General features: G+C 71.1%; 10 protein-coding genes. 3 read left to right on the top strand and 7 right to left on the bottom strand.

Annotated elements, in window-relative coordinates:
- Nucleotides 1-110: 110 nt before the first annotated feature.
- Nucleotides 111-458: a VOC family protein gene (locus ACN6M5_RS09510; protein WP_085368883.1), complete on the bottom strand. Its 348-nt coding sequence runs from the start codon at nucleotides 456-458 to the stop codon at nucleotides 111-113.
- A gap of 173 nt (nucleotides 459-631) precedes the next feature.
- On the opposite strand from ACN6M5_RS09510, the gene poxB reads away from it, so the two are divergent.
- The gene (gene poxB, locus ACN6M5_RS09505) at nucleotides 632-2,365 is read left to right on the top strand and encodes a ubiquinone-dependent pyruvate dehydrogenase (RefSeq protein ID WP_434949431.1); all 1,734 of its coding nucleotides are present in this window, start codon (nucleotides 632-634) and stop codon (nucleotides 2,363-2,365) included.
- 111 nt (nucleotides 2,366-2,476) lie between these two features.
- On the opposite strand, the gene ACN6M5_RS09500 is transcribed toward poxB, so the two are convergent.
- The 3 genes from ACN6M5_RS09500 to ACN6M5_RS09490 all read right to left on the bottom strand — a co-directional run bounded on the left by ACN6M5_RS09500 (nucleotide 2,477) and on the right by ACN6M5_RS09490 (nucleotide 5,474).
- The gene (locus tag ACN6M5_RS09500; RefSeq protein WP_434949430.1) at nucleotides 2,477-4,228 is read right to left on the bottom strand and encodes an LCP family protein; all 1,752 of its coding nucleotides are present in this window, start codon (nucleotides 4,226-4,228) and stop codon (nucleotides 2,477-2,479) included.
- 101 nt (nucleotides 4,229-4,329) lie between these two features.
- Nucleotides 4,330-4,881, bottom strand: a complete 552-nt coding sequence (locus ACN6M5_RS09495) for a MarR family winged helix-turn-helix transcriptional regulator (RefSeq protein ID WP_434949429.1) — start codon at nucleotides 4,879-4,881, stop codon at nucleotides 4,330-4,332.
- A gap of 53 nt (nucleotides 4,882-4,934) precedes the next feature.
- Entirely contained in the window at nucleotides 4,935-5,474 is a 540-nt protein-coding gene (locus tag ACN6M5_RS09490) for a hypothetical protein (protein WP_434949428.1), read from the bottom strand.
- A 200-nt stretch (nucleotides 5,475-5,674) separates the two neighbouring features.
- On the opposite strand from ACN6M5_RS09490, the gene ACN6M5_RS09485 reads away from it, so the two are divergent.
- Nucleotides 5,675-6,523 carry a DEAD/DEAH box helicase family protein gene (locus tag ACN6M5_RS09485; protein ID WP_434949427.1) on the top strand — a complete coding sequence of 283 codons (849 nt, stop codon included), beginning with the start codon at nucleotides 5,675-5,677 and terminating at the stop codon, nucleotides 6,521-6,523.
- 102 nt (nucleotides 6,524-6,625) lie between these two features.
- Entirely contained in the window at nucleotides 6,626-7,201 is a 576-nt protein-coding gene (locus tag ACN6M5_RS09480; protein WP_085368876.1) for an NADPH-dependent FMN reductase, read from the top strand.
- Nucleotides 7,202-7,319: 118 nt separating this feature from the next.
- Here ACN6M5_RS09480 and ACN6M5_RS09475 read toward each other — a convergent pair whose 3' ends face one another.
- From ACN6M5_RS09475 to ACN6M5_RS09465, 3 genes are all read right to left on the bottom strand, one after another.
- Nucleotides 7,320-8,096, bottom strand: coding sequence for a DNA-formamidopyrimidine glycosylase family protein (locus tag ACN6M5_RS09475; RefSeq protein WP_434949426.1), 777 nt, complete (start codon nucleotides 8,094-8,096; stop codon nucleotides 7,320-7,322).
- 12 nt (nucleotides 8,097-8,108) lie between these two features.
- Entirely contained in the window at nucleotides 8,109-13,010 is a 4,902-nt protein-coding gene (locus ACN6M5_RS09470; protein ID WP_434949425.1) for an Lhr family ATP-dependent helicase, read from the bottom strand.
- A gap of 68 nt (nucleotides 13,011-13,078) precedes the next feature.
- Nucleotides 13,079-13,729, bottom strand: a complete 651-nt coding sequence (locus tag ACN6M5_RS09465) for an alpha/beta hydrolase (RefSeq protein WP_434949424.1) — start codon at nucleotides 13,727-13,729, stop codon at nucleotides 13,079-13,081.
- Nucleotides 13,730-13,811 lie beyond the last annotated feature (82 nt).

The raw sequence follows: 13,811 nt of genomic DNA, 5'->3' as shown, positions 1-13,811 counted from the left end.
AGAGTAACGGGGGTAAGCACACCGTAATCGAGACTTGTGTGCATTGTCCGAATCTCCGCGCGGACCGCATCGTCTAGCGAAACGACCTGTCTGTCGGCTCACGCCCCCTCTCAGTCGGTGTTGTTGGGGCGCCAGACCGCGAACCGGTTCCCCGTCGGGTCGAGCAGGTGCGCGAACTGGATCGACCCGTTGTCCACCAGCGGCAGCGCGACGGTCGCCCCGAGCGCCGTCGCCCGCTCGACCGCCGCGGCGACGTCGTCGACGTGCACATAGAACACGGCCCACGACCCGCCCCCGACGCCGTTCGTGTCCCACAACCCGCCCTTGTCCCCGCCGACCATGCTGTATCCGGCGGGGGACGGCGGCCCGATCTCCCACCCGAACATCCCGGAGTAGAACGCCGTGCTCGCCTCCGGATCCGGCGACCCGATCTCGAAGTAGTCCACCTCATTGCTCATGCAGCGATTGTGCGCGCATGTTCGGCCGTGGGCAATGGATGCGGCCGTGCGGTCTGCGCGCGGGTCTTGCCCCTGCCGCATCCCCGCACCCTGCACATCGTCCCAGCGCCTCTCCCGCTGGCACCCTTCCTCGGCGTACGTTGGAGGCATCCGCCGATTCGAGGGAGTGCACTATGCCGACCGTCGCCGACACCATCGTCGAGATCATCGAGGACGCGGGGGTGAAACGCGTCTACGGGTTGCCGGGCGATTCGCTCAACGGGTTCACGGATGCGCTGCGCAGGAACGGGTCGGTCGCCTGGCAGCATGTGCGGCACGAGGAGGCCGCGGCGTTCGCCGCCGCGGCGGAGGCCGCCCTGACCGGCGAGCTCGCCGTCTGCGCCGGCAGCTGCGGGCCGGGCAACCTGCACCTCATCAACGGCCTGTTCGACGCGAACAGGAGCAGGGTTCCCGTGCTCGCCATCGCCGCGCAGATCCCGGGTCCGGAGATCGGCAGCACGTACTTCCAGGAGACGCACCCGCAGGACCTGTTCCGCGAGGCCGCCGTCTACACCGAGCTCGTCAGTGTGCCGGAGCAGCTGCCACGGGTGCTCGAGATCGCGATGCGCACCGCCATCGAGCGTCGCGGCGTCGCGGTGGTCGTCATCCCGGGCGAGATCTTCCTGAAGGACAGCACCGGCCGCCGCAAGTCGGCGCCGATCGCGTTCTCGCCGCGCGTCACCCGGCCCGCCGACGCCGAGCTGCACGCGGCAGCCGACCTGCTCAACTCGGCCAAGAAGGTCACCATCCTGGGCGGAGCGGGCGTGGAGGGCGCTCACCCGCAGCTGGTCGCCATTGCGGACAAGCTCAAGGCGCCGGTCGTCCACGCACTGCGCGGCAAGGAGTTCATCGAGTACGACAACCCGTACGACGTCGGCATGACCGGCCTGCTCGGGTTCGCCTCCGGCTACCGGGCGATGGAGAGCTGCGACGTGCTGCTGATGCTCGGCACCGACTTCCCGTATCAGCAGTTCTACCCGTCGAAGGCCAAGATCATCCAGGTCGACATCCGTGGCGAGAACCTGGGCAGGCGCACCCCGGTCGACCTCGGCCTGGTGGGCAGCGTCCGGGACACCGTGGATGCGCTGCTCCCGCTGCTCAAGGACCGCACCGACACCAAGCACCTCGACTCGTCCACCGCGCACTACCGCAAGTCCCGCAAGGGGCTCGACGACCTCGCGACGAACGACCGCAACCGCACGCCCATCCACCCGCAGTACGTCGCGAAGCTGATCAGCGATCTGTCGACCGACGACGCCGTGTTCATCCCGGATGTCGGCTCGCCCGTGGTGTGGGCGTCCCGCTACCTGGAGATGAACGGACGGCGCCGCCTGATCGGCTCGTTCTCGCACGGCACGATGGCGAACGCCGTTCCGCACGCCATCGGCGCGCAGTCGGCGTTCCCCGACCGGCAGGTGGTGGCGCTCGCCGGAGACGGCGGGCTGGCGATGCTGCTCGGCGAACTGCTCACCCTGCGGCAGAACAAGCTGCCGGTGAAGATCGTCGTGTTCAACAACTCGTCGCTGAACTTCGTCGAGGTGGAGATGAAGGCGGCCGGTTTCGTCAACTTCGGCACCGGGCTGGACAACCCGAACTTCGCCGATGTCGCCAACGCGATGGGCATCCACGGCCAGCGGGTCGAGAAGCCGGACGACCTGCAGGCCGCCCTCCGCGCCGCCTTCGACCACGACGGACCGGCCCTGGTGGATGTGGTCACCGCCCGCCAGGAGCTGTCCATCCCGCCGGCGATCACCGCCGAGCAGGTCAAGGGCTTCACGCTCTACGCCCTGCGCACGATCATGTCCGGCCGCGGCGACGAGCTCGTCGACCTGGCGGACACGAACGTGTTCCGGAGGCTCTTCGACTAGCGCGGTGGCTCGCGCAACGGAGGAATCTCCCGCCGTCCCGCGCAAATTCTCTGCTCGAACGGACGATCCGGCGGCGTGTCGCCTAGGATCTCCGTCCGAACGGAGGCCCGGCTAGTTGATGCAGACCGTGTCGCTGTAGTTCTTCGCGGGCGACGACGGGGTCGGCGCGGGTGCTCCGCCGGAGGCGGGCGCCCCGCCGGCTGCCGGGGCCGCCGGCATCAGCCCGTCGTCGCCGAGGACCACCGTGACGCCGGACACCGACGACGTCTCCTGCACGGACGCGCCGGGCAGGTACGCCGCGACCGCCTTGGCCTGCGCCTCCTGCCCGCTCGGGTACTTGATCACCGTGCTCGGCTGCGTGTCAGCATCCCCGGCCGTGCCCGTCTTGAAGCCGGCGGCGGCGAACGTCGCGGTCGCGGTTCCTGCCGCACCGTTTGTCTCCCCGCCGTTCAGCACGGTGACGGTCGTGTCTGCCGGCTTTGCAGCTGTCGCCTTCTCGAACGCGCTCGGCGTGCCCATCAGGCTCTGGATGAACGCGGGCATCGCGGCCGTGTCCACCTCCACGATCGACAGGTCCTCGCCGTCGACGGTGATGGTCGGGGTGCCGGAGATCGGGATGGTCGCCGACTGGATCTTGCCGCCGGTGAGCCCCTGCAACTGCGTGGCGAGGGAGAGGAAGTTGAGGCCGGGGTCGGTCTCGAGCGATCCGCTCACCGCATCCAGGACCTTCGACAGCTTGCCGGGGTTCAGCAGCGTGCCCGCGGAGAGGAACTTGTGCGCCTCCACCGACAGGAAGTACTGCTGGCGCACGACGCGGTCGAGGTCGCCCTGCGGCAGACCGTGGCGCTGGCGGACGAACGCGAGCGCCTGGTGCGCATCCAGCGTCGACACGCCTGCGGGGAAGTTGGCCTGCGAGTACGGGTCGTCGACGGCGTTGTTCAGGCACACCTGGATGGGGCCGAGCGCCTGGGCGATGTCGTAGAAGCCGAGCAGGGAGATGCGCACGTAGTGGTCGATCGTCAGACCGGTGAGGTTCTGCACGGTCTGGATGAGGAGCTTCGCGCCGCTGGTCGCATCGGTCGCGCCGCCGCCGAGGGAGAAGGCGGAGTTGAGCTTGTTCATGCCGTGGCCGGGCACATCCACCCACGAGTCGCGGGGGAGGGAGATGAGGGTGGCGGACTTCCCGTCGGCCGGGATGTGCAGCACCATCATCGTGTCGGTGTTGGTGCCGCCCCCGTCGTCGGTGGTGCCGAGCTGGTCGAGCTCGGCCTGCGATGCGCCGTCCGGCCGGTGGTCGTCACCGACGAGCAGGATGTTCTGGTCGGAGCCGTCGACGTCGGTCTTCGGCTTGTGCTGCTCGGAGATCACATCCACGTGCTTGACGTTGTTGACGAAGCGGAAGTAGCTGTACGCGGCGTACCCGCCGACGACCACGAGGATCACGGCGAGGCCGAAGGCCGTCCAGCCGATGATGCGCTTGGTGCGGGAGCGCCGCTTGCGGGGTGTGCGGCCTCTGCGGCCGCCGGGAGTGGGGGAGTCTGGACCGTCGCCGGTGCCGTCGCCGCCGTCGTGGCCGTTGCCGCCGCCGCCGTTGCCGCCGCCGTTGCGCCCGCCGCCGTCGCGCCCGGAGCCTCCGCCTGCGCCGCCGAACAGCGCGTCGACGCCACCACCGGATGCGGCTCCCGCAGCACCGGCAGCCCGGCTTCCGCCATACCGGCCGTCGGCAGGCCGCGTGGCGCGGACCGGGCGGCGCGGGTCAGGCTGGGGCACCCGCCCGAACACCTCGGTGGCCGGTTCGGGGTCGCCGGAGTGCTGCCGAGGGTCTCTGGGTTCCTCGGGGCTGGGGAAGGTCGGGCGTCGCACAGGGAAACGCTAGGGGTGCAACCCTGCGAGAGCCCTGGCGATCCATGCGTTTCTCGACGAATCGTCAGGCTTTCCGAGCCGTGCTCCCAGATCGGCGCCGCTCAGGAGGTGACGTCGCTGCGAACCCGTTCATCGGCGGGTTCGGCTTCCGCCGCGTCCTCCCGCTCGCAGACGGCGGTCTCCGCCTCGTTCGCGGCGATCATGTTCTTCGCGATCTCCAGGAACTCCGCCTGCTGATCGTCCGAGAGCACGTCGAACAGCACCCGCCTGATCGTCGCCGTGTGCTCCGGCAGCGCCCGGACCAGCACCCTCCGCCCATCCCCGGTGAGGTGGATGTAGCTGGCGCGCCTGTCCTCCGCGCACTCCTGCCGCTCGACGAATCCGCGCGCGGCCATCCTGGTCACCTGGTGCGAGACCCTGCTCTTCTCCCAGCCGGTGACGTCGACCAGCTCGCGCACCCGCAGGCGCCGACCCGGTGCGCGCACGAGCGCCATCAGCACCTCCAGTTCGGAGATGGAGATGCCGTGATCCCGCTGCAGTTGCGCGTCGAGCGTGCGGTCGAACCCACGGCGCATCACGTAGAACGCGTTGAAGAGCTCGATCTCCTCGTCGCTCAGCTTCCTCGGGTCTGGCCGCTGGCGGATAGGGGACATGGCAGTCATCCTCCCACGGGTTCAGCCCTCCACGGGGTTCCGTCCCCACGGGTTCAGTGCGCCAGCTGCTCCAGCGTCACCACGGCCACTCCGAGCGCGACGATCGCCGCCAGCACCAGGATGCGCTTGCCCGTGCCGAGGGTGGTGCGCTTCACGGCGATCTGCGCGATCACCGCCAGCGAGACGATCAGCGCGACGACGGCGGTCGTCATCGCCGCCTTCACGCTCACACCGCCCGCCGCGGCGATGAGCAGCATCACGGCGGGGACGAACAGCACCGTCAGCGCACGGGATGCGACGGCCACCATGTGCCGGAACTCCAGCGCGCTCGGCAGCGTGTTGTGCACGATCATGTGCGACACCAGGTCGGACGCGAGCCCGGCGAGCAGCACACCGCCGACCGAGATGAGGAGCGTGAGCAGCACGTTCAGCGGATCGAGCGTCTCCCCGTGGCTGCTGAGCGCCATCAGGATGGCGAGGGCGGTGAAGGTGGCGTAGATCCGCTCGCGCAGCCGGTCGCCCGCCTGTCTGCGCTCATCCGGGGTGGCGTCGTCGGGGAGTCGCGTGTCGCTCGGTTCGTCTCGCCTGGCCATTCCGTCCTCGTCTCCCGCGCTCGCCGCAGCCGTTGGCACCGCGCCGCAGCACCGCTCACCGCGCGGATCGAGCCTACCGGGAGCACGCGGCGAGGTCGCAGCGCGGACACAGCGCTCGCTCAGCCGCTCACGGAACACTTCTCTGTACGGATTCACACACTGTCGCCGACGCGCGAGCGTCGCCTCGAACGGAGAACACCATGGGATTCCTCGACCGCCTCTTCGGACGCGACGAGCAGCAGGCGCCAGCGCAGCAGGTTCCTGCGCAGGTTCCCGCGCAGCAGGTTCCTGCACAGCGGCAGCCCGTCAACGCCTCCGCGGGCGCACCCGCCGGTGGCCAGGTGGCAGCCGAGCAGCGCTCCGAGGACGAGATCGCCGTCGAGCGCTACCGCTACCTGCTGCGCACCGCGCCGCCGGAGACCATCGAGCAGGTGCACGAGGAGGCGTTCGCGAAGCTGACGCCCGAGCAGCGCTCGCTCCTGTTCCAGCAGCTCTCCGCCAACGCGCCCGCCGGTGAGCAGCCGCGCGGCGACGACGCCCATTCTCTCGCGCAGTCCGCCACCCGCGCAGAACTCCGGCAGCCGGGCACCCTTGAGCGGTCCCTCGGCGGCGGCAACGGCATGGGCGGCGGCAACGGCATGGGCGGGGGACGTGGCGGTGTCGGCTTCGGCGGGATGTTCGCCAGCTCGCTGCTCGGAAGCGTCGCCGGATACGTCATCGGCTCCGCGCTCGTCAGTGCGTTCCTGCCGTCTCCCGTCGACCAGCAGGCCGGGGATGCGGGCTCCACCGATGGTGACAACGGTTCGGGCGACAACGGTTCCGCCGACAACGCCTCGGGCGACAACGGCTCGGGCGACACCGGCTCCGGCGACGCCGACTCGGGCGACAGCGGCGCCGGTTCCTCCGACGCCGGCGGCTGGGGCGGCGACGCGGGCACGGTCTCCGCGGACGGCGGCGGCTGGGACAACGGCGGCGGCTTCGGTGGCGACGGCGGCTTCGGCGGAGGGGACTTCGGCGGGGGCGACTTCGGCGGAGGCGACTTCTTCTAGGCCGCTTCCAGCCCGCTTCCAGGCCGCCGACCGCGCCGGGAATGTTCCGCGCGCATCCCGGGTTCGCGTTAGGTGACACGTCACCAACACGAAAGGCCTGACATGACGAAGATCGCCATCATCATCGGAAGCACCCGCCCCGGACGCAACGGAGAAGCCGTCGCACGCTGGGTCTACGACCACGCCGCCACGCGCGACGGAGTCGAGTACGAGCTCGTCGACCTGATGGACTGGAACCTCCCCCATCTCGACGAGGCCATGCCCGCCGCGATGGGCCAGTACGCGAACGACCACACCAAGGCCTGGGCCGCCAAGATCGACGAGTTCGACGGATACATCTTCGTGACCCCCGAGTACAACCACAGCACCTCCGGCGCGCTCAAGAACGCGATCGACTTCGTCGGCGCCGAGTGGAACAACAAGGCGGCCGGGTTCGTCAGCTACGGCGTCTTCGGTGGCGCCCGCGCCGTCGAGCACCTGCGTCTGGTGCTGTCGCAGCTGCAGGTCGCGACCGTCAGCGCCCACGTGGGCCTCAGCCTCGCCCACGACTTCGAGAACTGGTCGCTCAACCCCACCGCCCAGCAGGAGGCGGCGCTCACCCCGCTCTTCGACCAGGTCGAGTCCTGGTCGGAGGCCCTCGCCTCCGTCCGCACTCAGGCCGACTCCCTCGCCGCCTGACCCGTTTCGCGGACTCACACACAATCGAGTCCGACGTTGTTCACGCGAAACGCCGCGCGCAGCGTGAACAACTTCGGACTCGATGATCTGGGAGCGGGCGGGGGAGCGGGCGCGTGCGTCAGGTCTGGCAGGACGGGCAGTAGTACGTGACCCGCTCCTCCAGGTCGGTGCGCCCGAGCGCCGACCGGTGGATGCGCGTGCCGCAGCGACGGCACGGCTCGCCTCTCCGCCCGTACACCCAGCTGGTGCGCCCGCGTCGGGTGTCACCTGTCGTCACGCGGTTCGGCCGGTCCCGGTTGGCGAGGATGAGCCGCCGTGCGAGCGACACCGCGGCGGGCAGGTCGGCCTCCGCGACGGGACGGGTGGGCAGCATCCCGCGCAGGAAGCACAGCTCGTTGACGTACTCGTTGCCGAGTCCGGCGAGGTTGCGCTGGTCGAGCAGGGCGACGGCGATCGGCTGGTCGGGATGCGCCGCCAGCCGTCGCAGCGCCTCGTCGGCGTCCCAGTCCGGGCCGAGCAGGTCGGGGCCGAGGTAGCCGACCACGTCGTCTTCCCTGTCGCGCGGGATCACCTCGAGGATGCCCAGCAGGAAGCCCACCGCGGTCACGTCCTCCGTGCGCAGCACGGCCCGCGCCTCGAACGCCGGGTGCCGCCAGCGCGCACCCGGCGTGTACAACTCCCACGACCCCTCCATCTTGAGGTGGCTGTGGATGGTCGCGTCGCCCACCCGCATCAGCAGGTGTTTTCCCCTGCTCACCACGGCATCCACCTGTCGCCCGGACAGGTCGACCGTCGCGTATGCGGGCACCCGGAAGTCCGTCTCGGTGAGCACCTTCCCGGCGAGGGCGGCGTTCAGCCGCTTCGCCGCACGCCAGACGGTGTCGCCCTCAGGCACCGGGATGCTCGCTCACGATCGCAGCCGCAGCCCGCGCGGGGTGGGGAGGAACCCGGCCTCGCCGAGGGCGTCGCCGAGCGGGGTGCCGAGCACGAACGCCCCGTTCACCGTCTCGATGGCGAGCTTGTCGACGCGACCCCGGGTGATGAGCGCGGCGAGGGCCCGGGATGCGGCGAGCAGCGCCGGGCGCGCATCCGGTTGCTCCTGGTCGGCGAAGCAGAGGAGGCTCTTTCCTCCGCGCTCGACGTAGATCGTGAGCGCGCCGTCGACCAGGACCACCAGCGCCCCCGCCTTCCTGCCAGGCCGGTGTCCGGTGCCGGCGTCGCCGGGGACGCCCGGCCAGGGGAGCGCCGCTCCGTAGGCGTTCGCGGGGTCGGTGGCCGCCAGCGCGACGGACTCGAGCGGCGCATCCTGGGTGTGGTCCCTGGCGAACGACCGCAGCCGGTCGACGGTGGCGCCCGTGGCGAACTGCGCGGCGCCGAGCGTCTCGACGAAGTAGCCGCGGCGGGCGCGCCCGGTCTCCTCGAAGCCGCTCAGGACCTTGTACGCCAGCGCGAAGCCGCCGGGGGAGCCCTCGTTCATCACCGAGCCGCGGGTGACGACGCCGTAGCGGTCGAGCAGTGTCTCGGCCTGACCGTGCGCGCGCACGGTCGACTCCAGGTCGCGCTCGGGCAGCAGCGACCAGCGACCGGCGACCGTCGGAGGGCCCATCCTGGTCACCATCGCGGAGCGCGTGGCCGCCCTGCCGCGGTAGAGCCGCGAGCGCGGCGCCTGCTTCGGGCGCTTGTGGGCTCCGGATGCTCCGGTCATCGTGCGCAGCGGGGCGAGGGTGTCGTTCGTCACCCTGCCGTCCCAGACCAGGTCCCACAGGGCGGTCACGAGCGCGGTGTCGTCCACCGGAGCGCCCGCCGCTGTGCCGAGCACGTCGGACAGCTGGCGGAAGAAGTACCCTCCTCCGCGGCCGAGCGCCTCCAGGACGGAGCGCTGCAGCTCGTCGGTCTCGTGGTCGCCGGGAGGAGCGAGGGTGAGCGGCGCCGAGTCGGCCAGGTGCAGGCTGATCCAGCCGTCGCTGCCCGGCAGTGCACCGTCTCCGGCCCAGATCACCTCGCCGGTCGCCGTCAGCTCGTCGAGCATCGCCGGGCTGTAGTCGCTCACCCTGCTGGGCAGGATCAGCGACTCCCACGCCGACGCCGGGATGCGCGCCCCGGCCAGCTGCTCGATCACAGAGGCGACCGCATCCACGCCCCGGAGGGTTCCGCCGATGTGCTGCCAGTCGGGAAGGAACCGCGCGAAGGTGGCGGTGTCGACCGGCTCGACCTCGTGGCGGAGCGCGGCGAGCGACATCCTCCGCAGACGGCGCAAGACATCGGCGTCGCACCACTCCGAGCCGTGGGCGTGCGGGCGGAACTCGCCGTCGACCACGCGCCGGTCGTGCGCGAGACGACGGAGCGCGTCGTGGACGATGGCGGCCCCGAGACCGAAACGCTCCGCGACGTCGGACGTGACGAACGGACCGTGCGTGCGGGCGAACCGGCTGACCAGGTCGCCGAGCGGATCGTCGACCGGCTCGATGAACGCGACGGGCACACCGATCGGCAGCGGGACGCCGAGTGCGTCGCGCAACCGGCTCGCGTCCTCGATGGTGGCGTAGCGCTGCACGCCGGCGATGTGGACGGCGAGAGCACGTTTGGTGTCGACCAGCGCCGCGAGGTGTGCGGCGGCGGTGGCGACGTCGGCGGCGGGCGGGAGAAGCGGGTCGGTGGTGGATTCGGGGCCCGAGGTGGACTCGGGGCCCGAGGTGGACTCGGGCTCGGCGGTCTCTGCGATCGCAGCCGCCGCGACCACGTCGCCCTGCAGCCGCTCCGCGACCTCCTCCGCCGACAGCGGGCCGAGCATCCTGAGCAGGTCGGCGACGCCCTCGATCCCGCGCACCCGTCGTTCGGGGGCGAGTCGCTGGAGTTCCCGTTCGACGCGCTCGATCACCGCGGGGTCGAGCAGCTCGCGGAGTTCCGCCCGCCCGAGCAGTTCGGCGAGCAGCCCGGCGTCGAGCGAGAGCGCCGCCGCCCTGCGTTCGGCCAGTGGGCTGTCGCCCTCGTACATGAAGGCCGCGACGTAGCCGAACAGCAGCGACCGCGCGAACGGCGACGCCACCTCGGTGCTCGCCTCCACCAGCCGGATGCGCCGCTGAGCGATCTGCTGCGTCACCTCGTCGAGCGCCGGCAGGTCGTAGACGTCTTGCAGGCACTCGCGCACCGTCTCGAGGATGATCGGGAAGCTCGGGTACTTGCGCGCGACATCCAGCAGCTGCGACGCCTTCTGCCGCTGCTGCCAGAGCGGCGAACGCTTGCCGGGGTTGTACTTCGGCAGCAGCAGAGCGCGGGCGGCGCACTCGCGGAACCGCGCGGCGAACAGCGCGGAGCCGCCGACCTCCTCGGTGACCAGCGCATCCAGTTCCTGCGGCTCGAACACGAACAGCTCCGCGCCGGGCGGCTGGGATTCCGTGTCGGGAATACGAACGATGATCCCGTCGTCCGCCGCCATCGCCCCGCCGTCGATGCCGTAGCGGTCGCGCACCCGCGACTGCACGGCCAGTGCCCACGGCGAGTGCACCTGCATGCCGTACGGGGAATGCAGCACGACGCGCCAGTCGCCCAGCTCGTCCCTGAACCGCTCGACCACGAGGGTGCGATCGGTCGGGACATGTCCCGTCGCCGTCTTCTGCTCGCTCAGGAAGGCGAGCAGGTTGCCGGTGGCCCAGGTGTCGAGCCCGGCCTCCACGCAGCGCAGCTCGGCGTCTGTTTCGGATGCGCTGCTCACCTCGCGCATGAACTCGCCGACCGCGCGACCCAACTCGGCAGGCCGGCCGAGGCCGTCGCCCTTCCAGAACGGTAGTCGTCCCGGCTCGCCGAACGCGGGGGTGACGAGCACCCTGTCGTGCGTGATCTCCTGGATGCGCCAGCTGGTCGAGCCGAGCGCGAACACGTCGCCGACGCGCGACTCGTAGACCATCTCCTCGTCCAGCTCGCCGACCCTGCTGGCCTTCTCGCCCACCATGTAGACGCCGAAGAGGCCGCGGTCGGGGATGGTGCCGCCGCTGGTCACGGCCAGGCGCTGCGCTCCTGGACGTCCGGTGAGCGTGCCGGCATCCCTGTCCCAGACGATGCGCGGGCGCAGCTCGGCGAACTCGTCGGACGGGTATCGTCCGGCCAGCAGGTCGAGGGTTGCGTCGTATGCGCTGCGCGGCAGGGTCGCGAACGGCGCGCTGCGGCGCACGGTGTCGAACCACTCGTCCGCGTCGATCGACTCCAGCGCGGTGGCGGCGACGGTCTGCTGCGCGAGGATGTCGAGCGGGTTCGCCGGCACCCGCAGCGTCTCGATCAGCCCGGAGGTCATCCGCTCGCTGGCCACCGCGGAGTGGATGAGGTCGGCCCTGTGCTTGGGGAACACCACGCCGCGCGACACCTCGCCCACCTGGTGGCCCGCTCGTCCCACCCGCTGCAGCCCGCTCGCGACGGAGGGAGGGGACTCGACCTGCACGACGAGGTCGACCGCGCCCATGTCGATGCCGAGTTCGAGGCTCGAGGTCGCGACGACGCAGCGCAGCCGCCCGGCCTTGAGGTCGTCTTCGATGATGGCGCGCTGCTCCTTGCTCACCGAGCCGTGGTGGGCGCGCGCGAGCACGAGCGACCCTGGGTCGTCGGCGAGGGCGCCCTGCGCGCCGGGCGCAGCGCCCGCCGCCGCATCCGATCCGCGCGCCGCATCCGACCCTCGCGTTTGGCCGGACGCTCCCGCCAGCTCCGCCGGGGGACGCGAGCCACGCGGGCCACGCGGCTGCGGCACGAACCCGTCGGACGGACCGTCCTCCCCGCCGCCCAGGATGCGCTCCTCGTAGATCTCGTTGAGTCGCGCGGTCAGGCGCTCGGCGAGGCGGCGGGAGTTCGCGAAGACGATCGACGACCGGTGATTGAGTACGCGGTCGACGATCGCCTCCTCGACATGCGGCCAGATCGAGCCGGACTGTGGCGCTGAGCCGTCGTCGTTGTCGCTCGCGAAGGTGGAGGTGCCCAGCTCGCTCATGTCCTCGACCGGGACGACGACCCGCAGATCGAACCGCTTGCCGGACGGCGGCGCGACCACCTCGACGGGTGCGCGGCCGCCGAGGAACCGGGCGACCTCCTCCGGCGGGCGGACGGTGGCGGAGAGCCCGATGCGCTGCGCCGGGGTGGCGAGCATCGCATCCAGTCGTTCGAGCGACAGCGCCAGGTGGGCTCCGCGCTTGGTCGCGGCGACCGCGTGCACCTCGTCGATGATGATGGTCTCCACCGAGGTCAGCGTCTCCCGCGCCGCCGAGGTCAGCATGAGGAAGAGGGACTCCGGCGTGGTGATCAGGATGTCCGGCGGTGTCGACACGAGCGCCCGCCGGTCGGCGGAGGTGGTGTCGCCGGACCGGACGCCGACGGTGACGTGCGGCGGCTCAGCCCCGAGCCGCTTGGCGGTCTGCGTGACGCCGACGAGCGGTGCGCGCAGGTTGCGCTCCACGTCGACGCCGAGCGCCTTCAGCGGCGAGATGTAGAGCACGCGGGTGCCGCGCTTGGCCGCCGGAGCTGCCTTGGCGCGCGCGGCCGGTGCGGTGGACGGGCTCTCGGCGGTCCCGCCTTCCGCCGCGCGCGTGGACCTGCCGCCTCCGGCATCGACGGCCCCACCCTCCGCAGCGCGGTCGGCGGCGGCCAGCCGGTCGATCGCCCACAGGAATGCGGCGAGCGTCTTGCCCGACCCCGTCGGCGCGATGACCAGAGCGTGCCTGCCGCGCGAGATCGCATCCCACGCTCCGATCTGGGCGGGCGTCGGCGCGTCGAAGGCCCCGCTGAACCACTCACGGGTGGCGGGGGAGAACCGTTCGAGCACGTCGCTCATCCCTCCATCCAACACCCCACCACCGACATCGTGGTCGGCACCATCGGAAGCATTGTCCGGAGCCCCGCTCAGCGACGCAGGCCGCTCCGGATGAACGCGGAGACGTCGGCGAGCTCGGCCGAGGAGATGTTGTGCCCCATGCCCTCGTAGATGCGCGCATCCAGGGCTGAATGGTCGGGCAGCCAGGCCGTCGTGCGGTCGACGGCGTCGGACGAGATCACCTCGTCGAGCGTCCCGCGGCCCCAGAACACCGGCATCTTGGATGCGGCCAGGTGCGCGTCCCCGTCCTGCTCTCCGTGCACGACGAATCCGGACAGCTGCACCGCGTAGTCGAAGCGCTCCGGCGCCCTGCGCAGCAGCTGCAGGGCCATTGCGCCGCCCTGGGAGAAGCCGAGCAGGCCGGTCGGGGTCTGCGGCTGCTCGTCGAGCCAGTCGAGGACGGCCGCCGCCGCTGCGTCGGCGTTGGCGGCGAGCGGGTCGCCCGGCATGTTGGTGTACCGGGAGAACCAGGCGAACCCCTGGCCCTCGGGGATGGGGGCGCGCACCGAGGCGATCACCGGCTCCAGCGGGAGGTACGCGGAGATGCCGAAGAGATCGGCCTCGTCGGAGGCGTATCCGTGCAGGAGGACGAGGAGCGGCCGGCCGGCTCTGTCGCGTTCCGACGCAGACCACAGCACGGCGTCCCTGTCGATGCGGAGGTCGGGTGTCGGGAAGGGCATGCCTCATTCTGGCGCGGGGATGCGGGTGGTTTCTGCACAGGGCGGCAATCTCGTGTCTTTTCCACAGCATCCGGTGGAAGGG

The organism is Leifsonia araucanica, assembly GCF_051161895.1.
Taxonomy (GTDB): Bacteria; Actinomycetota; Actinomycetes; order Actinomycetales; family Microbacteriaceae; genus Leifsonia.
The sequence above is the reverse complement of the archived record's forward strand: the minus strand, read 5'-3'. Positions and strand labels throughout refer to the sequence as shown.